32 protein-coding genes and 3 tRNA genes are annotated in these 25,901 nt (G+C 51.0%); 22 read left to right on the top strand and 13 right to left on the bottom strand.

Annotation, left to right across the window (positions count from 1 at the left end):
- Positions 1–59 precede the first annotated feature (59 nt).
- Genes NWE93_02670 through NWE93_02680 form a run of 3 tightly spaced genes read left to right on the top strand, consistent with a single transcriptional unit; the run spans position 60 to position 2,069 of the window.
- Positions 60–635 (top strand): ECF transporter S component, encoded by a 576-nt coding sequence (locus tag NWE93_02670; protein ID MCW3999124.1) that lies wholly within the window; start codon positions 60–62, stop codon positions 633–635.
- A complete protein-coding gene (locus NWE93_02675; protein ID MCW3999125.1) occupies positions 628–1,554 on the top strand; it encodes a molybdopterin-dependent oxidoreductase in 927 nt (308 codons plus the stop codon). Before NWE93_02670 ends, NWE93_02675 begins: the two co-directional genes overlap by 8 nt.
- An 8-nt stretch (positions 1,555–1,562) precedes the next feature.
- On the top strand, positions 1,563–2,069 hold the full coding sequence (locus NWE93_02680) for a molybdopterin-dependent oxidoreductase (protein ID MCW3999126.1): 507 nt from the start codon (positions 1,563–1,565) through the stop codon (positions 2,067–2,069).
- Here NWE93_02680 and mobB read toward each other — a convergent pair.
- Complete coding sequence (gene mobB / locus NWE93_02685; protein MCW3999127.1) at positions 2,062–2,577, bottom strand: molybdopterin-guanine dinucleotide biosynthesis protein B; 516 nt, start codon at positions 2,575–2,577, stop codon at positions 2,062–2,064. The two genes, NWE93_02680 and mobB, sit on opposite strands and share 8 nt — an antisense overlap.
- A gap of 119 nt (positions 2,578–2,696) precedes the next feature.
- Here mobB and NWE93_02690 point away from each other — a divergent pair, with 119 nt between their 5' ends.
- The 10 genes from NWE93_02690 to NWE93_02735 all read left to right on the top strand — a co-directional run bounded on the left by NWE93_02690 (position 2,697) and on the right by NWE93_02735 (position 10,960).
- Entirely contained in the window at positions 2,697–3,239 is a 543-nt protein-coding gene (locus tag NWE93_02690) for a PadR family transcriptional regulator (GenBank protein ID MCW3999128.1), read from the top strand.
- Positions 3,232–3,714 (top strand): SAM-dependent methyltransferase, encoded by a 483-nt coding sequence (locus tag NWE93_02695; GenBank protein MCW3999129.1) that lies wholly within the window; start codon positions 3,232–3,234, stop codon positions 3,712–3,714. Before NWE93_02690 ends, NWE93_02695 begins: the two co-directional genes overlap by 8 nt.
- A 201-nt stretch (positions 3,715–3,915) precedes the next feature.
- Positions 3,916–4,080 (top strand): 30S ribosomal protein S30e, encoded by a 165-nt coding sequence (locus tag NWE93_02700; protein MCW3999130.1) that lies wholly within the window; start codon positions 3,916–3,918, stop codon positions 4,078–4,080.
- 98 nt (positions 4,081–4,178) lie between these two features.
- Positions 4,179–4,718: a GNAT family N-acetyltransferase gene (locus NWE93_02705; GenBank protein MCW3999131.1), complete on the top strand. Its 540-nt coding sequence runs from the start codon at positions 4,179–4,181 to the stop codon at positions 4,716–4,718.
- A gap of 93 nt (positions 4,719–4,811) precedes the next feature.
- Positions 4,812–6,410 (top strand): tRNA uridine(34) 5-carboxymethylaminomethyl modification radical SAM/GNAT enzyme Elp3, encoded by a 1,599-nt coding sequence (locus tag NWE93_02710; protein ID MCW3999132.1) that lies wholly within the window; start codon positions 4,812–4,814, stop codon positions 6,408–6,410.
- Positions 6,403–7,749 (top strand): Glu-tRNA(Gln) amidotransferase subunit GatD, encoded by a 1,347-nt coding sequence (gene gatD, locus NWE93_02715; GenBank protein ID MCW3999133.1) that lies wholly within the window; start codon positions 6,403–6,405, stop codon positions 7,747–7,749. The genes NWE93_02710 and gatD overlap by 8 nt, the downstream gene beginning before the upstream one ends.
- Positions 7,749–9,647, top strand: coding sequence for a Glu-tRNA(Gln) amidotransferase subunit GatE (gene gatE, locus NWE93_02720; GenBank protein MCW3999134.1), 1,899 nt, complete (start codon positions 7,749–7,751; stop codon positions 9,645–9,647). Before gatD ends, gatE begins: the two co-directional genes overlap by 1 nt.
- A gap of 70 nt (positions 9,648–9,717) precedes the next feature.
- Entirely contained in the window at positions 9,718–10,188 is a 471-nt protein-coding gene (locus NWE93_02725; protein MCW3999135.1) for a hypothetical protein, read from the top strand.
- A gap of 58 nt (positions 10,189–10,246) precedes the next feature.
- Positions 10,247–10,501, top strand: a complete 255-nt coding sequence (locus NWE93_02730; GenBank protein ID MCW3999136.1) for a hypothetical protein — start codon at positions 10,247–10,249, stop codon at positions 10,499–10,501.
- Between the two features lie 213 nt (positions 10,502–10,714).
- Positions 10,715–10,960, top strand: a complete 246-nt coding sequence (locus NWE93_02735; protein ID MCW3999137.1) for a ribonucleoprotein — start codon at positions 10,715–10,717, stop codon at positions 10,958–10,960.
- Here the strand turns inward: NWE93_02735 and NWE93_02740 are convergent.
- Entirely contained in the window at positions 10,957–11,856 is a 900-nt protein-coding gene (locus NWE93_02740) for a serine/threonine protein kinase (protein MCW3999138.1), read from the bottom strand. The genes NWE93_02735 and NWE93_02740 overlap by 4 nt on opposite strands.
- Positions 11,857–12,018: 162 nt before the next feature.
- Here NWE93_02740 and NWE93_02745 point away from each other — a divergent pair, with 162 nt between their 5' ends.
- Together NWE93_02745 and pyrI are read left to right on the top strand one after the other, a co-directional pair.
- Positions 12,019–12,729, top strand: a complete 711-nt coding sequence (locus tag NWE93_02745) for an RDD family protein (GenBank protein MCW3999139.1) — start codon at positions 12,019–12,021, stop codon at positions 12,727–12,729.
- Between the two features lie 66 nt (positions 12,730–12,795).
- On the top strand, positions 12,796–13,260 hold the full coding sequence (gene pyrI / locus NWE93_02750; GenBank protein MCW3999140.1) for an aspartate carbamoyltransferase regulatory subunit: 465 nt from the start codon (positions 12,796–12,798) through the stop codon (positions 13,258–13,260).
- On the opposite strand, the gene NWE93_02755 is transcribed toward pyrI, so the two are convergent.
- The 3 genes from NWE93_02755 to NWE93_02765 form a co-directional block, all read right to left on the bottom strand.
- Positions 13,257–13,682, bottom strand: a complete 426-nt coding sequence (locus tag NWE93_02755; protein ID MCW3999141.1) for a YkgJ family cysteine cluster protein — start codon at positions 13,680–13,682, stop codon at positions 13,257–13,259. The two genes, pyrI and NWE93_02755, sit on opposite strands and share 4 nt — an antisense overlap.
- Positions 13,683–13,726: 44 nt before the next feature.
- Positions 13,727–14,056, bottom strand: a complete 330-nt coding sequence (locus NWE93_02760) for a hypothetical protein (protein MCW3999142.1) — start codon at positions 14,054–14,056, stop codon at positions 13,727–13,729.
- 164 nt (positions 14,057–14,220) lie between these two features.
- Positions 14,221–14,661, bottom strand: a complete 441-nt coding sequence (locus NWE93_02765; protein ID MCW3999143.1) for a hypothetical protein — start codon at positions 14,659–14,661, stop codon at positions 14,221–14,223.
- A 205-nt stretch (positions 14,662–14,866) separates the two neighbouring features.
- Here NWE93_02765 and NWE93_02770 point away from each other — a divergent pair.
- From NWE93_02770 to NWE93_02780, 3 genes are all read left to right on the top strand, one after another.
- Positions 14,867–14,945 (top strand) — tRNA-Pro (locus NWE93_02770).
- Positions 14,946–15,016: 71 nt separating this feature from the next.
- Positions 15,017–15,265 carry an AbrB/MazE/SpoVT family DNA-binding domain-containing protein gene (locus tag NWE93_02775; GenBank protein ID MCW3999144.1) on the top strand — a complete coding sequence of 83 codons (249 nt, stop codon included), beginning with the start codon at positions 15,017–15,019 and terminating at the stop codon, positions 15,263–15,265.
- Position 15,266: 1 nt separating this feature from the next.
- A complete protein-coding gene (locus NWE93_02780; protein ID MCW3999145.1) occupies positions 15,267–15,674 on the top strand; it encodes a putative toxin-antitoxin system toxin component, PIN family in 408 nt (135 codons plus the stop codon).
- A gap of 67 nt (positions 15,675–15,741) precedes the next feature.
- On the opposite strand, the gene NWE93_02785 is transcribed toward NWE93_02780, so the two are convergent.
- The 5 genes from NWE93_02785 to NWE93_02805 all read right to left on the bottom strand — a co-directional run bounded on the left by NWE93_02785 (position 15,742) and on the right by NWE93_02805 (position 19,817).
- On the bottom strand, positions 15,742–17,019 hold the full coding sequence (locus tag NWE93_02785) for a M64 family metallo-endopeptidase (protein MCW3999146.1): 1,278 nt from the start codon (positions 17,017–17,019) through the stop codon (positions 15,742–15,744).
- Positions 17,020–17,198: 179 nt separating this feature from the next.
- A complete protein-coding gene (locus NWE93_02790) occupies positions 17,199–18,002 on the bottom strand; it encodes a YhfC family intramembrane metalloprotease (protein MCW3999147.1) in 804 nt (267 codons plus the stop codon).
- 114 nt (positions 18,003–18,116) lie between these two features.
- Positions 18,117–18,545: a pyridoxamine 5'-phosphate oxidase family protein gene (locus NWE93_02795; GenBank protein ID MCW3999148.1), complete on the bottom strand. Its 429-nt coding sequence runs from the start codon at positions 18,543–18,545 to the stop codon at positions 18,117–18,119.
- 119 nt (positions 18,546–18,664) lie between these two features.
- Entirely contained in the window at positions 18,665–19,504 is an 840-nt protein-coding gene (locus NWE93_02800) for a hypothetical protein (protein MCW3999149.1), read from the bottom strand.
- Between the two features lie 88 nt (positions 19,505–19,592).
- Positions 19,593–19,817 (bottom strand): hypothetical protein, encoded by a 225-nt coding sequence (locus tag NWE93_02805; GenBank protein MCW3999150.1) that lies wholly within the window; start codon positions 19,815–19,817, stop codon positions 19,593–19,595.
- Positions 19,818–20,046: 229 nt separating this feature from the next.
- Between NWE93_02805 and NWE93_02810 the strand changes: the two genes are divergently transcribed.
- Positions 20,047–20,133 (top strand) — tRNA-Ser (locus tag NWE93_02810).
- A gap of 48 nt (positions 20,134–20,181) precedes the next feature.
- Here NWE93_02810 and NWE93_02815 read toward each other — a convergent pair.
- A complete protein-coding gene (locus NWE93_02815) occupies positions 20,182–21,018 on the bottom strand; it encodes a Fic family protein (GenBank protein MCW3999151.1) in 837 nt (278 codons plus the stop codon).
- Positions 21,019–21,229: 211 nt separating this feature from the next.
- Here NWE93_02815 and NWE93_02820 point away from each other — a divergent pair.
- The 3 genes from NWE93_02820 (at position 21,230) to NWE93_02830 (ending at position 22,774) form a co-directional block, all read left to right on the top strand.
- Positions 21,230–21,313, top strand: a tRNA-Ser gene (locus tag NWE93_02820).
- Between the two features lie 123 nt (positions 21,314–21,436).
- A complete protein-coding gene (locus tag NWE93_02825; GenBank protein MCW3999152.1) occupies positions 21,437–21,907 on the top strand; it encodes a DUF2341 domain-containing protein in 471 nt (156 codons plus the stop codon).
- 99 nt (positions 21,908–22,006) lie between these two features.
- Entirely contained in the window at positions 22,007–22,774 is a 768-nt protein-coding gene (locus NWE93_02830; GenBank protein MCW3999153.1) for a hypothetical protein, read from the top strand.
- A 327-nt stretch (positions 22,775–23,101) separates the two neighbouring features.
- Here the strand turns inward: NWE93_02830 and NWE93_02835 are convergent, their stop codons facing one another.
- Both NWE93_02835 and NWE93_02840 read right to left on the bottom strand, forming a co-directional pair.
- A complete protein-coding gene (locus tag NWE93_02835; protein ID MCW3999154.1) occupies positions 23,102–24,817 on the bottom strand; it encodes a hypothetical protein in 1,716 nt (571 codons plus the stop codon).
- Between the two features lie 14 nt (positions 24,818–24,831).
- Entirely contained in the window at positions 24,832–25,854 is a 1,023-nt protein-coding gene (locus NWE93_02840) for a CbbQ/NirQ/NorQ/GpvN family protein (protein ID MCW3999155.1), read from the bottom strand.
- Between the last annotated feature and the right edge of the window lie 47 nt (positions 25,855–25,901).

Consider the following 25,901-nt stretch of genomic DNA (forward strand, 5'->3'; position numbering starts at 1 on the left):
TTTTTTATGGCAAAGGTTTAATTTTCCGACGTTATCAATTTAGAATATCGGAGCATTAGATGAACCGGCCAAACCAACCCCTGCGCAACAGCAACCTCAAAATCGCCACCATAGACCTAGTTCTTATGGCGCTTTTCGCCAGCATGGGCTTAGCAACCAAAAACCTACTCTACCCCATCCTGGGCCCCCTAATCGGAGCAGCCTACATCCCCACCGGCGCAGTAACCGGCGGATTATACATGATGTGGCCCGTGATGGCGTTTGGGCTCATACGCAAACCCGGCGCCGCCACCATGGTTTCGCTTATCCAAGCCTGCATAAGCCTAGTCATGCCCTTCGGTAACTTCGGGGTGCTCTCCTTTGTGATTTACCTCGGACCCGGATTAGCCATCGACGCCTTCTTTCTGTTGACCCGCCATAGAGCCTGCTGCCTTGGCTGCTGCATGGGCGCCTCAGCCCTCGCCAACGTGGTGGGAACCGTGCTTGTCGGCGCCACGGTGCTTTTTCTGCCATGGATTGTGCTGACGTTTTTAGCTGTGATCGCAGCCATAAGCGGCTGCATCGGCGGATTCATCGCTAATTTGCTCCTGGTCAGAACCGCAAAACTTGGAATCGGAGGAAAAAAAATTGGATAAAAACATGAAAATCATCTTTACCGCGATAACTTTGATTGTGATTGTTGTAGCCGCCGGCGCAGTCATCTTTTATTTACCCGGCAACAGCGGTGTCCCCGCAGCTAACCCCGCTCTTCCCCAAGGCAGTCCCCCGCAGGTAGAGCTAAAAATCACAGGCGACGTCGCCGCCGAAAAGACCTTGGGCATGGCGGAGTTGACTGGGATGCCGCTGATAAGCGTCACCGCCACCATAAAAGATGAAACAGCCACCTACCTGGGCGTGACCGTAACGCAGCTTCTCAACGAGACCGGTGCCTTGTGGGATGCGGGCAAAATAAACGTCATCGCAGCCGACGGCTTCAAGCGCAGCATAAACACGTATCAGGCCTTCAACAGCACCCAATATGAAGGCAACGAATTCATCTTGGCCGTAGCTAAAGATGGGCAATGGATGGATACATCCGAGGGACCCCTCAAACTCATCGTCCCCGGCTTAGAATCCAACTACAACGTCAAAAGCGTCGCGGAAATCAACCTGCAGCCCTGGATCCTCACCGTCAACGGCTCAGTAGCCCACTCCATGGTGCTCACCGGCACCAACATCACCAACTACGAGGTTAAAACCGTCACGGCAGCCTTTGTCCCCGGCGGAGAAGCCCAGCGGACCTCAGATTGGACAGGCGTCAGTGTGCAGAGCCTGCTGGATGCAGCCGGCGTTTCTTTGGGTGCAAGCAAAATCACTGTAACCGCCATCGACGGCTACAGCAGAGAATTCAGCCTATCTCAGGTGCAGAGCACCGGCATGATGGTCGGCACCCAAGAAAACGGCGTGTACCTCTCACCCGACGGCGGCGCACCCTTCCGCCTGTTCGTGCCCACCGAGGAGTTTAAGTGGGGACAGAACTGGGTCCGATGGGTCGCGGAGATAACGGTTTCGTAGGCGATGGGATGCAGAAGAGCACAAAAATTGTCCTCATCGTTTTTTTGGTTTTAGTCGTTGCAGCCGTGCCCCTCTACATCTACACGCGCCCCGACGCAGGCGTAGAGTCGAGTTCGCTGCAAATCAAAGGGGACGTAGCCGACCCGCAGACGCTCAGCCTCCTGGAGCTTGAGGCTTACCCAGAGGTGACGTTGCAGGTCACACTGACTTCTAGCAGCAGAACCCAAGACAACGGCAACTTCAGCTACACAGGCGTGCGGCTGGTGGATTTGCTCAGTGAAGCACAGATAAACGGCAACGCCACCTCAATCTTCATCCAAGCCCAAGACGGCTACGGCACCACCCTAACCATGCAGGAAGCCCAGAGCCAAAACACCATAATCGCCTACCAGAAAGACGGCTCAGCCCTCACCCAACTCAAAGACGGCGGCGAAGGCCCCCTGCGACTCATAATCGGCGACGACCAGTATGCACAGCGGTGGGTACGCGGCGTAGCAGCCATAGAAGTCAGCTAAACACAGCGGCTTTGTGCTCCACCGTATCTGCCAATTTTTCTATTTCTCTAAAACTGCTGAAAAGCGGGATTTTTAAGCTCTGAGCTTTGGCTGCTTCCTCGTTTGAGTCCGCGATGATGCCTGAAACCGCGATGGCGCGGTCGGCGGGGTAGCTTTGGGCTTCCAGGGAGGTTTTTGCAGCGACGATTTGGGGGATTGCATCCTCGGATTCAAAGCCCTCTAAAACCACAAAATCCATGCCCCCCAGATGCGGCAAAATCTCCTTCACCGACAGCCGCCGCTTGATGAAAACCACGGTTTCCTCCCGCGGCACCGCAACCACGGCTTCTGCGCCTGCCAGCGCATAGCGGTCGGTTTCCTTGGCGGGCGTGTCGACGCGGGCGATGCGTACCATTTCTTTGATGACTCCGACGTGGTAGCCGCGGCGTTTAAGCTCAGCGGTTAAGTGTTCGATGACTGTGGTTTTGCCGGAGTGTTTTGCGCCGACGACCGCGACAAGTTTAGGCATGGCATATCAGGAAGGGTATCGGTTAAGCCGCCATATATGGTTAATGCAGATGAGGCAAGGATTGGTTGCTTGTGGGAGCGGAAACCTTATTATCCTGTATTATACACGGATTATATTATATGAGTATAATATCGAACATGGAAACAGCCATACTAGGCCTCATCTGCGAAAAACCCATGCACGGCTACGAAATCGAAAAAACCATCGAAGAACGAAACATGCGCTACTGGACAGAAATCTCCCTCCCCTCAATCTACAAAGTCCTAACAAAACTCGAAAAAAAATCCCTCATCACCTCAGAAATAAAACTCTCCAAAAACAACATAGCCCAAAAAATCTACACCATCACCCCCCAGGGGCAACAAACCCTGAAAAGCAGCCTCATAGAAATCCTCTCAAACGTCGAAAAAACCATCTGGCGAGTGGATTTAGCCGTAGCCAACCTGTGCTTCTTAAGCAAGCAAGAAGTGCAAACGAGCCTACAGAAATACATAGCATCCATCGACGAAAGCATAGCCATCTACAGGCAGGTAGAAGCGTTTTTCCAACAGCGAAACTACCCGCCAAGCGACTATGCACTCGCGTTGAGGCCCATTATGCATTTGAAAGCCGAAAAGGAATGGGCGACAAACTTTATGGAAACAGTGACTAAAAATGAGTAAACCAAGAGCCTTTGAAATCTCCCCGATTGGAAAGATAGCGCAAACCCAAGAGGGATGGCAAATAAAAATCCTTGAACCCTACCGACCTGCTCTAAAGGAACTAGAAAGCTTTGGCCACGTTATGGTTTTGTGGTGGTGCCATATGGCGGATACTGCAGAGTGGCGACAGACCCTTGCGTGTAACAAGCCATACAGGAATGGACCTGAAAAAATCGGCGTATTCGCGACTCGCTCACCCGTTAGGCCAAACCCGATAGCGGTAAGCGTCACAGCCGTTTTAGGGGTCAACCAAGAAGAAGGCATAGTTTATGTTCCATGGATAGATGCAGCGCCAGATACGCCGATTATCGATTTAAAACCTTACCATCCCTCATCAGACAGGATACGCGATGTCTCTATGCCTCAGTGGTGTAGCCACTGGCCGAAATGGGCTGAGGATTCAGCAGATTTTGACTGGAGCAGAGAATTCCTCTAATGCCCTGAGGGCTTCCCCTAACTTTTTTTGAAGACGCCGTTTCCCCAGATGCAACTTTCAATAGCCGCCATGCCTCAGAAGCTCAAAAAACGGCGCCTGAGTTTTATGCGTTTGAGGCCGGGGTTTTTGCGTTATTGCGGCTTTGTGAGGCTAAAGGTTTAAAGGCAACGTTTCTGATGTACTCGTGTCAAGGTGTAATGTATGCCAACTCACGGATCACTCTCAAAAGCTGGGAAAGTCAGGTCTCAAACACCTAAAGTCCAAGCTCAAGAACGCACTGCTCCAAGCCCCAAAAACAGAACCAGACGCAACTACGAGAAGCGTGTGATTCTGCAGCGAAAAGCAGGCCAAAACTGGATGCAATAAACATCAGTTTTCTTTAACCATTTTAGGTTTTATCTCTTCTTGTTTTGATAGGTTATATACCGTAGCAGTACATTGTTTACCTGTATGGGGCTTTAGAGATGGCGTATCCTGCAGCTTGGGAAAAAACCTATACGGCAAAAAATGGTGCAAAAATCCTTTTTCGCCCCGAAAAAGCCGCTGACACCGAAATGCTCTGGGAAATGTACTCTTCGCTTTTGGATGCAACCACCGAAAATTTGGTTCCGCCCTTCACCCGCCAAAGAATAGAGGGCTGGACCCAAAACATCGACTACAGCAGTGTCTTAGCCATTGTTGCAGTTACAGAGGATGCTCACATCGTTGCGACGGCTTCGCTTAAGTTCAGTCCGCAGGAAGTTTTTAGGCACAAAGCCGAATTGGGCATAACGGTGCATGATAGCTACCAGAACTTAGGCATAGGCACCGAGCTGCTAATGCATCTATTGAGCATCGCTAAAGAAAAACAGCTTAAAAAAATATTTTTAACCGTAAACGTAAACAACGCTAAAGCACAACGGCTCTACCATAAAGCAGGCTTCACCCTTGAAGGAACCCTGCGCGGCGAGATGCAGCTCAACGGCAAATTCATCGATGAGTACCGTATGGCGCTTTTCCTCTGAATCATTTACTGATTTCTGTTGCTTTCCGTCTGCGTGTTGCCGTCAGCGGAGTTTATCTACCCCCAAACGAACTAAGGCTATGGACGAGACGCTTTGACTCAAACTGATGCCCTGCGTGAAATCATCCAGACCCTGCAGACTATGGAGTCGCCTACCCGAAATGACGTAAACAAGCTTAAAATCCGCACCGCAGCCAAATACCGCCTCCAAAAGGTTCCCTCAAACGCAGACCTCATCAGCCAACTCACACCAAAGGAAGCAAAGCAGCTTTTGCCCATTCTGAAACGAAAAGTCACCCGAACCATCAGCGGCGTAACCGTCGTCGCCACCATGACTAAACCTTACCCGTGCCCCCAGCCTGAACCCTGCGCCTACTGCCCCGGAGGACCAGCAACGGGGTCGCCTCAGAGCTACACAGGGCATGAACCAGCCGCGATGCGGGGCGCACAAAACAACTTCGACCCGTATTTGCAGGTGAAAAGCCGAATCGAGCAGCTCACCGCCATCGGGCATAAAGTCGATAAAATAGAGCTTATCGTGATGGGCGGAACCTTCCCCGCGACGCCGCCTGAGTATCAGGCATGGTTTATCCAGCGGGCACTCGACGCCATAACCGACATGCCCTCAAGCAGCCTTGCCCAGGCCAAAGCCAACGCGGAACAAAGCGCCATCCGCAACGTCGGCATAACCGTGGAGACAAGGCCTGACTGGGCAAAGCAGCCCCACATCGACGCGCTCCTCGATATGGGCGTGACTCGTATTGAGTTGGGCGTGCAGAATCCCGATGACGAAATCTACCGCTTAGTGGGCAGGACACATACGGTTGCCGATGTGGTGGAGGCAACACGCGTCGCCAAGGATGCGGGGCTCAAAATCGTCTACCACATGATGCCCGGCATGCCCGGCTCCGACTCACAAAAGGATATCGCGGCTTTTCAGCGCATCTTTTCTGACCCCGACTTCAAACCTGATATGATCAAAATTTACCCGTGCCTAGCCATCGCGGGCACCAAAGCCTACCAGTGGCATCAGCAGGGCAAATTTGAGCCCTACAGCACCGAGCAAGCCGCAGAAGTCATCGCACAAATCAAAAAAACCATACCTAAATGGGTCCGAATTATGCGTGTCCAACGTGATATCCCCGCTCGGCTCATCGATGCAGGCGTCAAGAAAAGCGACCTACGCGAGCTTGCACAGCGCAGACTCAAAGCGGAGGGGCTCCGTTGCCAGTGTATTCGCTGCCGCGAAGTGGGACACCGCCTCGAAGCCGACCACATCCAAGCGGACCCAGAAAAAGTCAGAATCCTAACCGAACGCTACATGGCATCGGAGGGCACCGAGTTCTTCATATCTGCTGAAGACACAGAGAACGATGTGCTGCTGGGTTACCTGCGGCTACGCATCCCATCCCCGCGGGCGCATCGAGTCGAAGTCGCCGAGGCAGCATCCGCCATCGTACGTGAGCTGCATGTTTATGGCCCCCTTGTCCCCGTCGGCGGCCACAGCAAGACCGCTTGGCAGCACCGCGGCTATGGCAGGGAGCTTTTGGCGTGGGCAGAGCAGATTGCCGCTGAGTGCGGGCGGGAAAAGCTTTTAGTTATCAGCGCGTTAGGAACAAGACGATACTACATGCGCTTGGGTTACAGGCGTGATGGAGTTTACGTTTCAAAGAGGCTTACAAAGCATGAGTGAACTTGAAGCATCAGGCTACCGGGGCAAAGCCCTTGAGTTGCTGACATCAGCGAACTGCAGCGTCGGCGACATCCTACGGGTCACCAGCAAAGCAAAAACCTACGAGGGCATCTTGATCCCCCGCTTCGGCGAAGGCCAAGCCATAATCATCAAAATGAAAAGCGGCTACAACATCGGCATAAAAGCCACCGCGGAAGTGGCCGTCGAGAAAGTCGGCGTCGGCGCCAAACCCAGCTTCGCCGCGCCCCCGCTGCCCAAACAAAACCCCACGTTGCCCCACGTCGTCATCATGAGCACCGGCGGAACCATCGCCAGCCGCGTGGATTACCGCACAGGAGCCGTCCGCAGCGCAATGTCGGCCAGCGACCTCTACGGCGTCGTGCCTGAACTGGCGGATCTTGCCCGCGTGGACACCGAAATCGTGTTTAGCATCTACAGCGAGAACATGCGTCCGCAGGACTGGACCGCGCTTGCAGAGAAGGTGACGCAGCGCATCGAGGAGGGCGTGGACGGCGTAGTCATCGCCCATGGCACCGACACCATGGCATACACCGCGGCGGCCTTGAGTTTTGCATTACAGAACCTCCCCGTCCCAGTCATTTTGGTGGGTGCTCAGCGTTCCTCAGACCGCCCCAGCAGCGACGCCGCAACCAACCTCATCGGCGCAGTCAAAGCCGCAGGTGAAGCCCCCTTCGCCGAGGTCGGCTTAGCCATGCATCAAACCGTCTCGGACGCAGCCATCGTGGTGCACCGCGGAGTTAAAGTCCGCAAATGCCACACCAGCCGCCGAGACACCTTCAAATCCATAAACGGTTTCCCCCTCGCCACCATCGAAAACCATCAAGTTACCATGACCGCAGAGAGCTTTCAGAAACGAGACCCCAACCGCAAGTTAACCCTCAAACCCAGCTTCTGCAGCAAAGTTGCCCTCGTCAAGTTCCATCCGGGACTTGACCCCGCAGTCATCGACTTCTACGCTGAACAGGGCTTCAAGGGCATCCTGCTGGAGGGCTCGGGGCTGGGGCATGTGAGCAAATTCTGTTTTGACGCAATCAAACGCGCCACCTCCAAAGGCGTGGTTGTAGCGCTTGCCTCCCAGTGCATCTGGGGACGCGTCAACATGAACGTGTATGATACAGGCCGCGACCTGCAAGGCATCGGCGTGGTGCCGCTAGAGGACATGTTCCCCGAAACCGCGCTTGTCAAACTCATGTGGGCGCTGGGGCAAACCGCCGACCCCAAAGAAGCCACCGTGCTGCTTAAAACCAACATTGCAGGCGAATACTCGCCTCGGACGCTTCCCCAGGAAGGCACACTTAACTATGGAGGAAAACAGTAATGGCGATCGACTACGCAAAAGCTGGCCTTAAAGTCGGCTTAGAAATCCACCAGCAACTCAACGTTAACAGCAAACTCTTCTGCTGCTGCCCCCCGGAGCTGTTTAAGGAAGAACCCGAAATCACTTTCCTGCGGCGACTACGCCCAACCCAGAGCGAGCTGGGGCAGGTGGATCCCGCAGCGTTCTTTGAGTTCCAAAAGGGCGTGCGCATCCTCTACGAAGCCAACCGCAAAAGCAGCTGCCTAGTCGAGATGGATGAGGAGCCCCCGCATCCCATCAACCTCGACGCCGTAAAAGTGGTTTTAACCGCCTCGCTTATGATGAACATGCAGCCCGTCGACGAAGTGCATGTTATGAGAAAAACCGTCATCGATGGCAGCAACACCACGGGGTTCCAGCGCACCTGCACCCTCGCATTGGATGGCTGGATAAAAGTCGGGGAAAAAGTCATCGCCATGCAGGCGGCTTTTCTCGAGGAGGACGCCGCAAGAAAAACAGGCACCCAAGACGAGGGCAAAACCATCCGCTACCGCATCGACAGATTAGGCATCCCCTTAATCGAAGTCGCAACCGCGCCGGTCATCTATTCACCAAAGGAAGCCGAGGAAGTGGCGTTTGCCATAGGCAGAATCCTACGTGACACAGGCAAAGTCATGCGTGGCTTAGGCACCATCCGCCAAGACCTCAACGTTTCAATCGCAGAGGGCACTCTCATCGAGATTAAGGGCGTGCAGGAACTCGAATTGATATCCACAGTCGTCGACTATGAGGTGCAACGCCAACTTAACCTGGTCGCAGTCAAGCAGGAACTTGCCAAACGAGGCATCACCCCCGAGTTGCTCAAGCCAGAATTCGTTGACGTCACCGGCCTGTTTAGATCCACCAAAAGCAAAGTCATCAAAAAAGCCATAGACAAAAATCAGAAGGTCCTCGCCGTTAAACTCCCCGGCTTTAACGGGTTAACGGGCAAGGAATTGATGCCTGGCTTCCGATTGGGCAGCGAGTTGTCGGATTACGCCAAGTTCTGGGGCAGAGTCGGAGGCATCTTCCACACCGACGAGGTGCTCGCAAACTACGGCATCACCGCCGAAGAAGTCGCCGCGTTGCGAGCCGCAGTGGACGCGGGGGAAGCGGACGCGGTGGTTTTTGTCGCTGACACCGCAGAAAACACCCATGACGCCCTCAAAGCAGTGGTTGACCGCGCACAGGTCGCCTGCACCCATATCCCCCAGGAAACCCGAACCGCCAAAGACGACGGCACCACCCGCTACATGCGTCCCCGCCCAGGCGCCGCCCGCATGTACCCCGAAACCGACATCCCACCCCAAGAAATCACCACTGAACTCATCGAAGAAATCAAAGCCCACCTGCCTGAATTCGCAGACAAAAAACTCGCCCGCCTAACCAAACAGTACAGCCTCAACGAGAAACTCGCCAAGCAACTCCTCGACTGTGAATACAACGCCATATTCGAAGAAACCGCCAAAGCCTGCCAAGTCGCAGCCTCAACAATCGCAGCGTTCCTCACTGAAACCGTCAAAGCCCTCCGACGCGAGGGCGTAGCAACCGAAAATGTTTCCGACGAGCAAATCGGAGCCATCTTTGGAGCCGTCGGCGCCGGCGAGTTAGCTAAAGAAGCCGTGGCTGACGTGTTTAGTTGGCTAGCTAAAAATGAGGGCAAAACCGTGCAGGATGCCATTGAGGCTTTGGGTTTAAAGATGCTCACTGAAGTCGAAGTGGCGCCGATTATCGACCGCATAATCGCAGCCAACAAGCTCCAAATTGAGAAGCTGGGCAAAAACGCGTTTGGCATGCTGATGGGCGCCGTCATGAAGGAGGTCCGCGGCAAAGCAAACCCGGAACTCGTCGGCAAGCTGCTGCGGCAACGCCTAAGCTAAACTCTCCTTTCTTTCTTTTAGCGCAAATCCTAAAAGGTTAGCTGCCATAGCTCATAGCGAGGCAACCCCAGTGAAGCATATTGAAGCCCGAGTTAAAACCGCGTTTGGCGAAGTCGTCATCCAAGCTGACACCCCTAAAGAAATCCTTGAAGTCCTCGCGGAGATGCCGGAGGATTTTGTGGAGAAACTCTCGGATTTTGTGGTTAACCGCCTCACCCCCTCGGGCGCGCAGCTTAAGGGCATCGTGGAAGCCACCACGGAGGGCCCGGTGATTGTGACGCGGGAGAACCTGACGCATTACGAGTCCGTGGGGCTGGTGCTGTATGCTTCGGGGGATAAGCGTAACACGGCTGCGCAGGTGCAGAAGCTGCTGGAGTCCAGCGGCATTAAAGTGATGGTGCCGGCGCGGCTTAACGAGATGACTAAGCGCGGGCAAGTTTTCAAGCCTGACCCCAGCAAACCCGACTTTAAACTCACCTTGCAGGGCGAGAAATGGGTGGAAGATGAGGTTCTCTCTAAGCTTCGGGGCAAAATGAGTTAGCGCTGCCTTAGGAAAAATATATTACCGCCGTCCACTGTTTTTGTTTTGAGGAGTAACTATGGATTTATCGGTTCTTTGGATGCTAATCTACTCGGTGCTGGAAAGCTTAAACATCACAGGCTTTGACTTAACCATCTTTGTCATACTCATCATCATCGGCTTAGTTATCATTATCCTCATCAAGCTGTTCCTGGTCTTGATCCCAGCCATAATCGTTGCGCTTATCGTGTACTTCCTAACCGGCGGCGACTTATTCTGGACAGGCATAGCGTTTCTGGTGATTGCGGCGCTCTCGCTTATAAGAAAACTATAGCACCCCCATCCACCCCCATTTTTAATTAATCCTCCCCTGTAACATCAATCTTGGAGCGGCTTAGCTGTGTGGCAGCGGCATATTTTTTCAAATTCAGCCTTTTGGCGCCATCGAGCCCTTTATCCTTTATAGTATGGGAGCGCGTTTTTCATAACCCTTTTATATCTGGTAGGGAGTTCATGGATAATACAAGTAAAGGACAGGGTCATCGACATGATGATGGAACCAAGTAAAAAACCCCTAAACGTACTGATTAAGCAGTTACACGGCAACATCGAAGTTGTTCTCAAAAACGGCTATGAATACAAAGGTAAAATGATAAAATGCGACGGGCACATGAACCTGCTCTTGGAAGGCGCCACCGAATGCAAAGAGGACCAGCTCATGACCAACTACGGTAATGTGCTGCTCCGCGGAAACAACATCCTCTACATCGTTCTAAACGCCAACATACACTAAACGGGTAGCTTTCTAGCTTCCCCAGTTACATATTCACAGGCTTCTTTCACAGTTAACTCTACGCGGAATTTGCGGCTGAAATAAACCAGCACATTGCGTAAATCCCGCTCCAGAAGCTCCGCTGCGTTAGCATGGTCAGTTTTGACGGCTTGGGGCCAATCGATAATGAGCACGCGTCCATCGGGCTGCAAAACAATATTGTATTCGCTTAAGTCAGCGTGGATTAAATGGGCTTTTGTGTAAGCTTTTTTGATGTTTAGCAGAATCTCCCGCAGCACCTTTTGGGGTTTACCGATGTCTCTGTAGCGGGACAATTCTCCGCCCTCAATCATGCCCATGGCGATGACATGGCGGTTTTGGCTAATCGGCTCCGGCACCGAAACCCCGCTGACGTAGGCAAGCTTTAGCGCTTCATATTCTTTTTCCGCCGCTAAATGCGACTGAAACAGCCAAGTTGAATGCTCTCGGATGTAGCCTCTTTTTCGGCGGGTCTGGCGGAAACTGATTCTGCCCAGCCGATGGAACTTGACGGCAATACGCTTCCCCGTGGGGCTGAGTGCGTCATACACGTCGGCTTCTTTGCCTACACCCAAAGTCTGCCCAAAAGAGGCAATGATGTCGGCTTTAACCAGGGCGTTTATGGCTAGGCAGTCGTATCCTGCATAGTTGAGGGTGTGGCCCACGTAGGCGCCGCGACTCTGGTAGATTAAACCCAGCTTGTTAAGTTTACCCAAAATGAAGGTGACGCGGTCAAGGGGCACCCGGGCGTAATTTTGGATTTGCTCGGTGGGGACAAATTCATGCTTTGCCATGGCTGCCTCGATGATGTTGAGGATTCGGAGGTCCTCGCTTTCAAGTTCCCGATAGACTTGCACGGCAATTTCGGCGCTCGACATATAAACCAATCGTTTAACGGACTGTTTTCTACTAGTATGGTTGGGTTCTGGTTTAATAGAGTTTATTGAGTGGTACTTATATGTAAGAAAAGTAATTGTAGGGGCAGTGTACCAGAAAACCTCCATAAAAATCATTAACAGGTTAACGCATGGTTTTAAACTATGGCAGTAAATGAAGAGAACGTCTCAAAGGTCCTCTCGGTCCTCTCACATCCGCTTAGAAGGGAAATCCTACTGGACCTCAGCAACAACGGCGAATCCTCCTTCACGGACCTGCTCAACCTCCTAAAAGTCGACACAGGCAAACTCAGCTTCCACCTCCGCTCGCTGGCACCCTTCATAGAGCAAACCCCAAGCGGCAAATACCGCCTCAGCAGGGCAGGCGAAAGCGCCGTCCGCGTCATCCATGACGTTGAAAGCTGGGCGGAAGTTGCTGATGTGCAGGGAAAAGCCTCTTCGCTTCCACTGGCATCCACTCGAAAGCGGGCAGCCGCATATGTCATTGACTTCTCATTAATCGCAGCCATATGCCTAGCAATCACCATTATCCCGCAGTTATTCTCGCTTTCTACCGCCTTTTTAGGCGGCGAAATCAGCACGGTGCTGTTCATCACGGTGGGGCTGCTTTGGCTCTACAGCACGCTGCTGGAGGGCTTTAACGGCCAAAGCCTCGGCAAACGGCTGCTTGGACTCAAAGTGGTGCGGACCGACGGCAAAAAAATGTCCTATGACCACGCTGCCGTACGCAACTTCGGGAAGGTTTTGCCTCTGCTACCCTTCGATTTACTCTTTGGCTGGCAGAAAAAAAACCCGACGTTCATCCGCTACTTTGACAAGTTCGCAGGCACAACCGTCATCACCCTGCGTTCCTAACCCTTTTTTGTTGTTTACAAGTAAATTCTTATTTGTTAGCGCCGCATAGCCTATTTTGGGATTGTCATGAGCGAGCGGGAACTGAGGGTTTCAAAGATTCGGGACGGCACAGTCATCGACCATGTCCGCGGCGGCTACGCTTTAGATGTGGTTAAGATTTTGGGGATAACCGGCAAAGAGAAGCGTGTGATGACTATAGCTATAAACGTGCCCAGCAAACGCTTCGGCGTTAAAGACATAGTAAAAATCGAGGGAAAAGCTCTCAGCCAACAGGAAGTGAACCGCATCGCTTTGGTTGCGCCCCATGCCTCCATAAACATCATTCGCAACTATCAGGTGGAACAGAAGCTTGAAGTGAAGCTGCCCCAAACCATCGAGGGCATAGTTAAATGCGCTAACCCAAACTGCGTAAGCAACAGCAACGAACCCATAAACTCCAAGTTCCACGTGAAAACCGAAGATCCCCTGCTGCTCAAATGCCACTACTGCGGCGTCACCCTCGAGCAAACCGACGTTTTAGGGCAGATTTAACGTAACCGCTGCTTAGCCAACAGATAAAGTGCCTCAAAATCTTTCTTGCCTAGAGTTTTGCCCTTGTTTATGGTTGGGCACTCCTGTGTGTAGCTGAAGACGTGGATGCCGCGGTCGGGGTCGAATCTGAGCTCGAAGGGGTAGAAGCGGCAGATAAGCGGACGCGCAGTGTATATGCTGCAGCGGTTATCTTTAAGGAAGAAGCATTTGCCGCCCTGGGGCTTTTTCATCTCGTAAATGTAGGGTGCGTTGCCGGCGATTTCAGCGGCGAAATCCTCGATGGGCAACCCAGTCTGCGCAGATATCTCTTCAGCTTCAGCCTCCAAAAGCAGAATGCGGCGTGTTTTCTCTTCGGTGTCGCCGCAGCATAAGCCGCAGCAGTTGCATGCAAAGCCAACGTTGTCGGGGTAAGTGTACTCCATTTGCCTCACAGCATCCATGGCGTCTGGGATAGAAATGTATGTTGCTACTTTTCGGTGTTTTGCGCCTGTTTTTGGCGGTGTCCCTCGCCGTACTGGAAGGGTCGCCCCAGGTTTTTTGCGAGTTTTGACGCGAAGACCTCATCCATATTCATGTCGGGGCATGCCAGTCGGCTGGCGTCAAGGATGTAGAAGATCACGTCGATTAGTTCCTCAGCTATTTTCTCCTGCGGCATCCCCTTCTTCCATGCGTCGCTGGCTTCGCCTAGCTCGATAAAGGCGAAAAGCAGCTTTTTTGGGATATCCTCGGGTCGATTGTAGAATCCTTTGGCGATGACGAGTTTCTCGATTTCGCTTTTCATTTCTTCCAGCTGCATTGTGAACACGTCCTTGCCAAATCTATAGGCCCCTTATTTATAGGCTAAGCGGCGGCTAAAAACAGCTGCTTTTTGGGTATGCTTTGTGTTTCTTTGTCTTTGGACCGCGGCAGTGGGGCGCCTGGGTTCTTTGGCGCTTGACGGGTTACGCGGCGGGTTATTTGCTATCTTTCGGCGCTGTAGACTTTGAAGGCATATTCGCCGCTTGCCATGTTATAGGTGGCTTCTAAGCGGCCATGCGTTGCCGCCAGATACGCCATCTTGGGTGATAGCGTCTGGAACGTTAGGTCCGCCTCGACTTTTATGGTGGGGGCTGAATCAACGATTTTGCCGTCGGCTCTGCCCTTAACCATGATGGGTTCTCCATCGCCAAAAATGACTGATTTTACGTCAAATCCAACGTTTCCATCCGGCTTCATCAGCATGTAATGGGTAGAGAAGGTTTGCCCCACTATTTTTCCGCTTGTTTTCCCAGACAAAGTGATTTCCAGCTGAATCCCCTGACTAAACTGGACTCCTCGAAGAGCAAAATCCACCACTTTAACTGAAGATGCGGTTTCAACTCCCTCGAAGAGCAAATTCCTTTCTAAGGTCAATTTCTGCATAATTTAACCTCAACTAAATTGGATTTGGCTGCTGAGTTAAAGTTTTTGTTGTCGCCGCCGGATGCTACAGAAAAAGTCGTTCGGACCCGTTTTTGTTGATGTTTTCTGCGGTTTCTTCTTGATGTATTTCTCTGGGAAGGTTAAGGTTTTTATGATGGCTTGCTGTGTTTCATTTAGCTCCCATCAAAAGCATGTATCCAAATGTGGGGCCGTCGTCTAGCATGGATTAGGATACATGCCTGGGGCGCATGCGATCCTGGGTTCAAATCCCAGCGGCCTCACCATCAAATAACTTTGATGGACTTACCAAGGTTTTTTAAGTAAGAAAGTTCTTACCTTCATACAGTGAACCTCTTTGGTCGAAGCATCAACAACCACAATCTCCTCCAAAGGACAAGTCGTAATACCCTCCAACGTCCGAAAAGCGGCCAACCTGAAAAAAGGCGAAAAAATCCTAGCCATAGCAATCGACGACACAGTGATTCTCAAAAAAATCGTTGACAAAAACTTCCAAGAAACCCTAAAACCAGTATGGGATAAAGCTAAGCAGTTGGGCTTAACCGAGGAAGATGTAAACGCCCTCGTCGAAGAAGCAAGAGCCTAAGATAGTTCTAGACACAAACGTCTGGGTTTCAGCGCTGCTCTGGGGCGGCAAACCCGCAGAGATAGTAGCGGCGGCTGAACAGGGAAAAGTAACTGTGTACATCTCTGAAGAAATAGTGGCAGAAATTAACCAGGTTTTATCTTACCCTAAAATCGCTCGCGTTTACCAAACGACCACAGTTGGCAAAGAAGAACTGATTCAGCAAGTGCTGCGAATCGGCAAGGTAGTGCAGGTAACAAGCGAAGTTGACGTTGTTACTGAGCATGCTTCAGATAACAGATTCTTGGAGTGTGCTCTGGATTCAAAGGCCCATTACGTGGTTAGCGGCGATAGGCACCTTCTTAATGTGGTTGCTTTTAGGAAAATCAAGATGGTGTCTGTAAGAGATTTTCTTGAGTTAATCCCGTAATTGAGGTTCAGCGTATCCCGACACCTCGGCAATCACTCTGGAGTCTGATGTAGCGTATAATCGACAGTTATGACCGGTAGGGCGCCGGAGAGGCTCTTTTGAAAATAAGCAGTATAGCCGTCAACGCTCCAAAAATCAACGCGAGCACTGTTATGCAGCCGCCTATTTCTGGCACGGACGGTGTCGGAGTAGCCGAAGCGGACGGATTGGGTGAGGAGGTTGCTGGTTCAGGTGTATTTGCAGTGGGTGTCGTTTTGGGGGAGGTTGTTTGGGTCGGGTTATGGGTGGGAGTGGGCGTTGGGTTTGTGGCTAGCTTAAAAATGGGGTTAACTGTCTTGTTTTCGTACATAGTTAAGTATGATGGGTTGTCTGTTGCTCCGCCAAAGCTGCTCCAGGTTACAAAGGACCATCCGTCTGCCGGAACCGCGGTGACGTTAGCAGTGTCTCCTGGGAGAAATGTCCAGTTCTGTTGATTGTAGACTGTTCCGTTGACAAGGACTACGCCGTTCCCCGACACCTCCCCAACTTTAAGGCAGTATTCCCCGGCCCCGAAGCCCTCAAGTCTTACACGAAGGGCGCGTTCACATACGGGGCAATATCCCCAGTAGCTTGTTGCCATTAGACAGCTATTGTTGGTGGGGCGAACGAGGTTTCTGTACCATGCGCCCTGGAATGCGCCTGTGCCGGGGACACCCGCCCATTTACTTCCATCCCAATCAACGTTTGGATAGGAAATGTTTCCTCCTGCAGGGTAGTCGCTGTCGTAGAGTACATATTCTTCTCCAAGCCCTCCGAAGCTGTGACCTAACTCGTGCATCATGACCTCTCTACCCCATTCCTCTCCGACATAGGTAACGGCGACATCAGAAGCCCCCGAGCCGCCATAGATTTGGGTGTTAACTAAAACTATCACTACGTCGTTGGGGGCGCTGCTTGCTAAATCAAAGTTGCCAAGGGCGCCTACGTACTGCTTGACTTTTGCGTTGTTTACCGTCAGTAACCTCTCCATCGTTGGGCTTCGAGAGGCACCAAAATCTTCAGTTGTGTCCACTCTCCAGATGTTTATGGAATTTTTATATTCGCTAAAGGGTGCAACGGTGAACAGGGCTGCGGAGTAGTTTTCAACAGTCTGGCTGAAATTGGCGAGTTCTTCTTGGGTGTAGTATTGAGGGAGAAAGATTATATCTAGGGTTTCGGGGGAGGGCAGATTGTATTGTAGCGGTACAAGTGTTGGGGAAGGAGCGGCTTTAGTGTTTACAAACGGCGCATTCAAAATCGCCAGGACGGCAGTGACCGCTAGGACCCATGCTAACAGTTTTCTTTTTCTTATCGCAGCGGCCAGCATTTTCAAGTATCCCTCACACGCTTAATCCTCTGACCTGCTTTTAGTTCTACTCAAGGAACAGGCTGTTCCAGCAAAGGAACAAGTTTTCCCACTCATATAGCCTGGATTCAACTACATGCCTGGGGCGCACGGGATCATGAATTCAACGCTGTGTCGATAGTTATTGGAGAAAAACAGGGTTACCCCAAGGAGCTTGTCTGCCCCAACGGCGGTGGCGTTGTGGTTTGGGGTGCCCCGCGTAGCGCTCTTGTCGTATACCATGCCACAAACACGGAGAGGGCAGCCAACGCGAATATCCCCACTTCGAAGAGCACCACGTTGCTTTGGGCGAAGGGCACAAAGAAGTCAACCAGCCCCATCGGTAAGGCGATGATGAAGAGACTTCTTCGGTGGTAAAGCGCAGCCATCACGCAGAGGTAACCCCATGCGACATGAATCAGCATCGAGGAGACCCGCTCAAAAACGCCTATACCGACTAATCCCAAAGCGGTTGCGTTTGAGGAGAACAGTGAGGGCGCAGCTGCGGTAAGTTGGTTGTAGGTAAAATCCGCGATGGCGCCGGGGCTGGAGAGTACATAGTAGTAGGCAACCAGGTTAACCAGCGAGAGGACACTTATGAAGCCCACGTTTTCCCAAAACGCCAAGCCCGAACCATACGCCTCTGCATCCCGCCTATCCATCTTGCCGCGTTTAACCGCGTAGAGCGCCACTGCAAAAGCCAAGCCTACCTCGAAAACCATCGTTTGCACCCCATAGTACAAGCCTAGGGCGATGCTGTGTTGTCCGAAGGCGCCGATGACAAGGTTGATGGTGGGCAGCTGCACCGCGTATTTGAGGCCGATGGCGACGGCGTAGGCGATTACTGAGTAAAGCCAGACGTTTTGGTGGAAGCGGCGTTTCTTGTACCAGTAAACCATCAGGGCAACGGAGAATGCGATGACGATTATGGGCTGCAGCATGAAGAGGGGGTTGATGTTTTCCATAGTTACCGTTAACTTGGTTTGACTTAAAAAGATTTTTTGTCTTGCGGGGCTGCCTAGCTATTGGCTGCTGCCCAAGAAAACTGTGCATCCACAGGCGCTGAGGTTAAAAGGGGGCTACTTCCAGCTGCCCTCAACCCACCGGTAAAAACTCGTCGGCGTAATCTTGATGATGGGCAAATCACCCTCTTTCCAGCCGCCATCCTCGGTCCGGTACTCAGGAAACTTTTCCTTAAGCAAATCATGAGCGTAACGGTATTCCTCGCCGTTCCACATAAGCTCCGCTTCGCCTTGGATGCGAATTCCCCGGATGATGGACCAGTTGTTTTTGTCGTAGTCGTCGATGACCAGTGACACCTGCGGGTTAGCTTCGATGTGCTCCAGCTTTGGGGTGTCGGGGTCAGAGGCGATGTAGAAGTAGACTCCGTCGAAGACCGGCCACACTGGACGTACGACGGGTTCACAGTCCTCGGTTGCTGTTGCTAATCGTCCAATTGGCAATTTTTGTATGAAGGCTTTGTCAGATTTCGAAATTTTAATTCCCATTTAACCACCGATTCAAGCGCAGCGCTCTGCAAAGAATACTAATTTGTCACCCTTTTAAAACTTAATGCTTCTGTGGCACTAAAAAGGTTCCAGCCGGGCCTATCCCATTCTTTAATGCCTCATTTTTGGCAGGTTGGGCACAGATAGACCTGTCCGCCGCCTAACCCGAGCTTCGCCACTTCTCCGCCGCAGGCTGGGCAGGCCCTACCCTTCATGTTGGCGCCCATAGCCGGAACATAGCCGCCCTGCCGCCCGTAGAGGTCCAGGAACTGGTTTTTGCCTCCCAGAAGGGTGCGCTGCGTCACCAGCATTTTAACGGCGTTGAAGAGCGATTGCATCTCGGCAACCGTAAGCTCGGAGGCTTTGCGTTTGGGGTGAATGCCCGCGCGGAAAACAATATCCATAAAAGCGCTGTTGCCTAAGCCAACCACCACCGCGTCTTTGCCCACCAGGGCAGCCTTCAAGTTAACGTTTTTCTCGGCTAGCCGAGCTGCAAAGAGTTCAGATGTGAAGTCTGTATCCAGCGGCGAAGCGGTGGAGGAGAAATCCCGCCGGTAAAGGTAGCTTGCGCTGAGTTCCTCATCCGTGAGCGCCTTGATTACCCCCATCCCCGTTAAGGTAACTGTCAGGAAGGATTGGTCGGCGAAGTCCAGTTTAAGGTGATATTTGGCGGGGGCGTCTTTGCCTTGGGGGTGAAAAAGTATATAGCCGCCATATTCAGGCGCTAAAAGCAGATTCAGGGTGTTGTCGAGTTTGACGCGGATGGTGTTGCCTCGGGAAGCCACGGATTGGATTTTGCCGCCGCAGAGCCGCTGGAAATCAGAGAGGTAGGTGTTTATGAAGCCCAGATTCTGGTAGCTTGTGCAGTTTCTGATTTGGGCGGCGGCGACTTGTCTGCCTGCGAGTTCATGGTTCATTTGGTCTGATAGCAGGTATGCTTCGGGAAGCTCGATGCTCAATGTTTCACCGGTAGGGTATTGCCTCAAAATGCACTTAACGTTTGCGATGATGCGAGTTACTGCCTAATGGGCTGGAGCTTGCATTTAGCTAATCGCCGGGGCATTTTGAGTCAACGCATATCACCACATTACATAAGCCGTCTCTATGCTCGAAAATTCGGTGCCGCCGCAGCTCCTCAGAATCTGAGCATAGACGCCCACAGATGGGGCATCGGTTAACCGAAAAAAGCCTTCTCAAAACAATCTCCACAAGAAAGACACCGACGGCTAATATTAAGCCATGTTGACGCCTCGACACTACAACAACCAGCACACACCTAATCCTGCAAGCCGGCAGCGGCTATCGTGGCAGGGGCGCCGTCGAGGCAAAGCAGGATGCGTTAGCCCCAAGGGTAGTTTACCTAAATTCCCTAAATCCAACCAGCGAACCCAACAGTGCTGGGAAAAGTTTAATTAAACAATGCATCAATGGTTGTGCTGAAGCTCACAGATGAAGGTGCCCAATTCAGGCGCCAAGGCTTCAAAAATCAGGTTAGGCGCATGCGGGATTCCCCAAGCCTGGTATGGGGCAGGCCTGCTAAGTCTGTGGTCGAAAGGCCGCGTGGGTTCAATTCCCACATCCCGCGCCACACTTATTTTAAGGGTGACTACAACCTGGAAAATGTAGTCACCTCGCCTCACTTTAGTATCCCTTTGAGTGCCCTATACTCTTTGAGAATCAAATCCAAGGTCGGGCGCAGGTCGTGGGCTTTCTCGTAGGCCTGCAACGCAGCATAGTATTCTCTTCTATTTCGAAGTTCTATGTTGAGGGGCGGAAGGTTATGTTTCAGCAGAATGTTGTTTAGCAAAATTCTACCCACTCTTCCGTTTCCATCTTGAAAAGGATGAATCATTTCGAATTGGTTGTGGACTACGGCGGCTAAAACAAGTGGCGGATACTCTGTCTTATTGTCGTTGTACCACTGTGTAAGCTCTTGAAGCATTCCTGGGACTAATTCGGCGGGGGCGCCGCGGTGTATCACGTTTCCATAGGCATCGGCAACCACCACTTCGACGCCTTTTTTTCTGAACCTGCCTGCGAAAGGCTTTGAATTCTTGAAAACTATGCGATGGATATCTTTTATAAGCCCAGGCGAGATGCGCTCTTCTGTTGCTCGGATGTAATCTATTGCTTCTGATACGCCGTAGGTTTCGGCTATGTCTTCTTTGCTTTTGCCTTCAGGCCATTTATCTTCTCTTAGAATATCTCGGACTTCTTTTGACTCGATGTAGGAGCCTTCTATAGCGTTGGTGTTGTAGGTGAAGGCTTCTTTGAATTTGTCCCAGTCCAGGTCTGAGAGGTGGAGTACTTGAAGTTCCCCGTGTGCTTGAAGCGTCTGCAGTTCTTCACATTCCATGGGGGAAAGGGCGGTAAAGTAGGGGTCACTTATGGCGCGGGCTGATCTGATTTTCTCTTTTAATTTTGCTTCGGCGGTAGCTCTCTTTAGTTCAATTTCCTGCGGTGTAAGGTTCATCCCTAAGTAAACGCTGGCTTTTTTTACTTTTTTTCCAGCTCGATAAGAATGTGCTAGATAAAACTTTTTTTGGCTATTTTTTTGTCTTGTTTCTATGTGCACAACTATTTAATGGGTGACTACAAACCTTAAGTTTTTCGGTAGCGGTGACTACAATTAAGAAGTGCCAACCGCAGGCGCAGCTTAACCCCCCATAACAAAATAGGCGGCTCCGGGATTCCCCAAGCCTGGTATGGGGCAGGCCTGCTAAGTCTGTGGTCGAAAGGCCGCGTGGGTTCAATTCCCACATCCCGCGAGCCAACCCCTGATTTTTATTGTTTTACGAAGCAGTTCTTCCCTCAAGATTATACGAACCCCATAGGCTGCAATTCTTTAGAAAATCTTAAAAAGAAAACACGCACATAAGCAAGCGATTGCGATGAAGAAACTAATTCACGTCATCACCATAATCTTTTTAGTATCGGCTATTTCAAGTTGTTTTTTGGTTACTTCACAAGCGGATACTGCTAATTGGTGGGATTCTTCATGGCAGTACAGAAGGCAAGTTACAATTTCTGAGCAAAGTAAAAATACTTTGAATCAATTCCCAATTTCCATAACTTTTGACAACCCAGGAAAAATTCAGGCTAACGGAAGTGATATTAGAATTGTTGATAGTAAGAACACGGAGATTCCATTTTCTATAGAAACTTTCGACCTGAATTCTGCAACCATCCTGTTGAATATTGATCTAAGTGCTCAGGAATCCAAGGCGATTTACATTTATTATGGAAATCCAGAAGCTGAAGCCCCAAATTATCCCTTGATACCCTTACAAATTGATGAGGGTAAAACTGGCAATGCAACAATAGATAACAGCCTATTCATAGGGTGGAATAAGGTACCCTAAGGAGTCAATCCTGGAAATTACTACGTAAATAATGAAATAGTACATTGGGAGGAGGTTTACATTGAGAATAACGCCGTTACCCTTTGGACTGACTTCAAGGTGGAACAGAGCGAAGATTTGTTAACGAATTATGACCAATGGATAGGAGGAATTGGGCGCTCTCATGTGGATTTAGGCAATTTTGTTGAACGCTCATATGGACTAGGAGATTATCAGACTTATGTAAGGACGCCTAACTATGTGGATTTAGTTTTTGCAGATGCTACACTCAGAGTCTATAAAGGACAAAATTTTGTAGAAACTACCCAAGCAGACCGGATGCAGGTAGAAGCAAATACATGGGATTACCCCAACTATAAAGGGTCAACAGAACAGAACATCATTGACGCAGCAAACACTAATGGGCCCTCAAATGACCGAACTTGGAACATAATTTACAGTTCGAAAACTAACCCGGGGTGGATGGCTTTTAGAAATAGCATTAATGGATATATTCTTGGCGGAATAGGGTTCAAAGTAGACCCAACTTATCAATTTCATTTTGCCGCAAAGGAATCACATGCCTTCGACAGACAGATATTCTTTGACCATACAAACTCACAAACACAAAGCCCCAACAACCAGCCCTCTTCATGTAAAATCTATTGGTATGCTGATACCTCAAACGCATATTCAAACATTAATACAGTAGCAGCAATCTTAGGCAAGCCACCGCAGGTCTCGGTGCTTCAAGAAGAGATAATCCAAAGTGTACCTAGCCCAACAATCCCAGAATTCCCGACAATAACACTTATTGCAGGAATGATGATAGCTTGCTCAGCTAGTGCATTGATGCTGAAAAGAAGACACAATGCAACTTTGGCTTAAGCTTTTAAGCACTATTCTGAATAGTGAATTAGAATGTTGTATGCAGTCATTGGAGCTTGAGGCGTAGACAATTAATATTAAAAAATGCCTTTTTAGGCGATTTATGTAAGGGCAATTTGGGATGCTGCTGCAATCGAAAAACCGCAGGGTTCATTCCGACGGCTCTGCCATAAAAATTACTGGTTGTTACTGGTTAAACTAAAGGAGACCCATTTTGTCTTTTTATAAGGGGAGGGAGGTAGTGGTGGAGCAGCAGACGCCGCATCTATGTCTCTATAAATAGAGGGGGGGTAGATAGTTGCAAGCAACAGCAGCTGTGTTGTCTAGTTAGGATTCGAGGGCTTTTTCTGAGGCATGGGCGTATGTTGGAGCGAATTTCTTCACCAGATCCTTAGGCGTATAGATGCTTGAGTGGAGATGGAAAAAGTTGCCCATACGCTCGGTTTCCACGCCGATGCCTAGGACAATCACGTTTTTGCGCACCAAATCATCGATGGTTTCTTTAAGTGCAATCGGCATGTTGGCGTATCCATAGGGCCACCCGTCAGATATCACCACCAGCACCCGCTGCTCCTCAAAGCGTTTCGCCAGCATTTTTCCCGCTATAGTTATGGCGTCGGGAATGTAGGTTAACCCCTCGAACCGTAATCCACCGATGCGGGCACGCACACGCTTCGAATACGACTCGTTACTGTCCTTAAGTACATAGAAGCGGTCGCTGAAGGCAAAAAACGTCCAGGAAGTCGGGTCAGTCATAAGTTCCCGAGCTGCCTCCGCAACCGCAATCGCTAATCCCCGGCCGAATTCGCCTCTCACCTGCATGCTGTTGGAGACATCGAATAGAAGAGACCAGGCAAAACTCGGATGCAGAAACTCGTCGAGGTTAAACACGTCGGTGGCGGGTTTGTTTGCAGCTAAAGACTGGATGACTGCGGCTAAGTCAAGCTGCCCCATCTCTTGGCGGGGGTCCTCATCGAGGTAATTGTAGGCTGAACGCAGAATATCCAGCACTCGCCTGCTGGTTCCTTGGATGTGGACTTTGGCGCGTAGGTACTGGGTGTAATCTTCCTCGGGGATGCTGATGCCTCGGAAACGGGTAAGCTCCAGGTAGGGCATGATTTTGGAGATGATCTTTTCTTCCCGTTGCTTTTGGTAACGGTCAGAATTAAACGCCTGCAGCGCCTCTGCTTCCTGCTCAGGACGCCACAGCTGCTCAATATGGTCAACCGAGGGCACGTCGCCGCCAAGAGCCATAAGCGACTGCACAAACAAGCCCTCAAAATCCTCAACGCCGGCTTCAACATCGCTGTAGATGCTGCATCGCCCTAAACTTTCCGTATGCTTAAACGAGGGCGCCTCCAGAAAAGGACCAAAAGGCTCCAGTGCCTCCTTAATCGCCTTCACTTTCTCATCGAATAAATCATCCAGTTTGATGTCCTCGCCGCCAATCGACATCATAAACGTCTCCTTAAGAGCCAACAAATCAGCATGCAGCTCACCCACAACCTTCTCTGCTTCTGCACCCGGGGAACCCTTAAAGGCGCCAACGTTAAGCTGACTTAACAGCGCAGACATCAACTTCGTGGAGACGGTGAAGATGCGTTCTGAGGCCTTTACTTTCTGGTAGGCATGTGCGTTTGCATATGCTAAGTCAAAGAAGCGGTCAGGGTACCATGCTTGAATGTAGGCGTTGGTGTAGACGTCGTTAACTATGGATTTTGCGTATGCCTCCAGTATGCCGTCGTTTAGGTTGGGGACAACGCGGCTTTTGGAGAACGGCGCCAAGGTATGGGTGGTTAAATGCATAACCGCTGCACGAAAAACGCGTCCAACCCGGGATTTGCCGGTGCTATCACCGCTGAATTTGAGGCCTAAAAACGCTATCGTGCCATCCTCCTGCATATGGACGGGCGGAAGCTTTATGGTGAAGCCAACAGCATCGCCAAGCAGAACCGGCTGCTCAATGGCGGGGTCATGGATTATTTTTACTTTGGTGTTGTCTTTCTGCAGGGAAGTCGCCCAAGCATAATCGATAAAACCCAAAGTTCAAGATCCACCTAGCTCTTAACAAAAACCGGCTCTAAAATTCTCCGCACATCCGCTTGAACTTCAACGTTATCGCTGGTTAACCCGATGATTGTCTCCTCCGCCGCATCCATAGGCGTCATGCCGTCAGAAACAAGCGTTGCCCAATTAATCAAGTCACCCAAAGAGGGACCATAAGGCAAATCACCCGCCTTGTACTGCCGACGAAGCTCCGCCCCCGCCTGAATGATGCCATACGCGACTTCCTGCGAAACTTTGGTTCGTTTACGCAGCATCTCCACCTCGTCAGGACTGATTTTTTCTCCGACGCTTAGAAAGTCAAAGTTAATCCACACGGCCATTCGTCGGCGCATGGCTGCGTTGAGGGGTTTGGTGCCGCTGAATTCGGCGGTGGCGGGGTTCATGCTGATGATCATGTAGCCGTATTTGTGGCGTTCGATGACTTCGCTGTCTTTCTCGTTTAAGACAAGGTGGCCTCTTGTGTCAAGGACGGGGTTGAGTCGTGTGGCGACGTCCTGCTTCATCATGTTGGCTTCGTCGAGGTACATGATGCCGCCTTTACGCAGCCACTGAGTAAGCAAACCATCCACCCAGTTCTCTTTCCCTAAACCGATGAATCGGCCGATCAAGTCAAAGCTGCTGGTGGATAAACCACAGTTCACTTCCCAAATCGGCAGCCCCGTAAGCTCCGCGACCAAGTACACGATGTGGGTTTTTCCTGTGCCGGATGGCCCAATGAGGCTGCACTGCTTGAAGTAGTAGAGGGCCCGCACGATGCGTTCAACATAGTTTAAGCCGTGGTCCAGATACTCAGGGGTGCCCTTGGGGATCATGCTGTCTAGGTGGCTAAAACTAAAGTTAGGGTGCAAATCGAAGCGCTGGATGTTGTATTTGTAGTAAAGCGGCGAAGTAGACATCGGACGCTCCTTATCTAAAGAAACCGTAACCTTATACCGGTCCTTCTTGAGCGAGGAAACCTCTTGGATACGACTCGCCGCCTCTTTCTCTTTCAAACCCTGATGGCCATAAACCATAAAGTTTCCTCAACCCTACAGGGGCAGCCTGCAGCATAATAAGTGTT

The sequence above is a fragment of the Candidatus Bathyarchaeota archaeon genome (assembly GCA_026014735.1).
Classification (GTDB): Archaea; Thermoproteota; Bathyarchaeia; order Bathyarchaeales; family Bathycorpusculaceae; genus Bathycorpusculum.

What these genes read in the sequence shown, in the direction of transcription:
- NWE93_02670 (MCW3999124.1), top strand. Translation starts at nt 60, where the DNA reads ATGAACCGGCCAAACCAACCCCTGCGCAACAGCAACCTCAAAATCGCC.
- NWE93_02680 (MCW3999126.1), top strand. Translation starts at nt 1,563, where the DNA reads ATGCAGAAGAGCACAAAAATTGTCCTCATCGTTTTTTTGGTTTTAGTC.
- mobB (MCW3999127.1), bottom strand. Translation starts at nt 2,577, where the DNA reads ATGCCTAAACTTGTCGCGGTCGTCGGCGCAAAACACTCCGGCAAAACC.
- NWE93_02690 (MCW3999128.1), top strand. Translation starts at nt 2,697, where the DNA reads ATGAGTATAATATCGAACATGGAAACAGCCATACTAGGCCTCATCTGC.
- NWE93_02695 (MCW3999129.1), top strand. Translation starts at nt 3,232, where the DNA reads ATGAGTAAACCAAGAGCCTTTGAAATCTCCCCGATTGGAAAGATAGCG.
- NWE93_02700 (MCW3999130.1), top strand. Translation starts at nt 3,916, where the DNA reads ATGCCAACTCACGGATCACTCTCAAAAGCTGGGAAAGTCAGGTCTCAA.
- NWE93_02705 (MCW3999131.1), top strand. Translation starts at nt 4,179, where the DNA reads ATGGCGTATCCTGCAGCTTGGGAAAAAACCTATACGGCAAAAAATGGT.
- gatD (MCW3999133.1), top strand. Translation starts at nt 6,403, where the DNA reads ATGAGTGAACTTGAAGCATCAGGCTACCGGGGCAAAGCCCTTGAGTTG.
- gatE (MCW3999134.1), top strand. Translation starts at nt 7,749, where the DNA reads ATGGCGATCGACTACGCAAAAGCTGGCCTTAAAGTCGGCTTAGAAATC.
- NWE93_02730 (MCW3999136.1), top strand. Translation starts at nt 10,247, where the DNA reads ATGGATTTATCGGTTCTTTGGATGCTAATCTACTCGGTGCTGGAAAGC.
- NWE93_02735 (MCW3999137.1), top strand. Translation starts at nt 10,715, where the DNA reads ATGATGATGGAACCAAGTAAAAAACCCCTAAACGTACTGATTAAGCAG.
- NWE93_02740 (MCW3999138.1), bottom strand. Translation starts at nt 11,856, where the DNA reads ATGTCGAGCGCCGAAATTGCCGTGCAAGTCTATCGGGAACTTGAAAGC.
- NWE93_02745 (MCW3999139.1), top strand. Translation starts at nt 12,019, where the DNA reads ATGGCAGTAAATGAAGAGAACGTCTCAAAGGTCCTCTCGGTCCTCTCA.
- pyrI (MCW3999140.1), top strand. Translation starts at nt 12,796, where the DNA reads ATGAGCGAGCGGGAACTGAGGGTTTCAAAGATTCGGGACGGCACAGTC.
- NWE93_02755 (MCW3999141.1), bottom strand. Translation starts at nt 13,682, where the DNA reads ATGGAGTACACTTACCCCGACAACGTTGGCTTTGCATGCAACTGCTGC.
- NWE93_02760 (MCW3999142.1), bottom strand. Translation starts at nt 14,056, where the DNA reads ATGCAGCTGGAAGAAATGAAAAGCGAAATCGAGAAACTCGTCATCGCC.
- NWE93_02765 (MCW3999143.1), bottom strand. Translation starts at nt 14,661, where the DNA reads ATGCAGAAATTGACCTTAGAAAGGAATTTGCTCTTCGAGGGAGTTGAA.
- NWE93_02785 (MCW3999146.1), bottom strand. Translation starts at nt 17,019, where the DNA reads ATGCTGGCCGCTGCGATAAGAAAAAGAAAACTGTTAGCATGGGTCCTA.
- NWE93_02790 (MCW3999147.1), bottom strand. Translation starts at nt 18,002, where the DNA reads ATGGAAAACATCAACCCCCTCTTCATGCTGCAGCCCATAATCGTCATC.
- NWE93_02795 (MCW3999148.1), bottom strand. Translation starts at nt 18,545, where the DNA reads ATGGGAATTAAAATTTCGAAATCTGACAAAGCCTTCATACAAAAATTG.
- NWE93_02815 (MCW3999151.1), bottom strand. Translation starts at nt 21,018, where the DNA reads ATGAACCTTACACCGCAGGAAATTGAACTAAAGAGAGCTACCGCCGAA.
- NWE93_02825 (MCW3999152.1), top strand. Translation starts at nt 21,437, where the DNA reads ATGAAGAAACTAATTCACGTCATCACCATAATCTTTTTAGTATCGGCT.
- NWE93_02840 (MCW3999155.1), bottom strand. Translation starts at nt 25,854, where the DNA reads ATGGTTTATGGCCATCAGGGTTTGAAAGAGAAAGAGGCGGCGAGTCGT.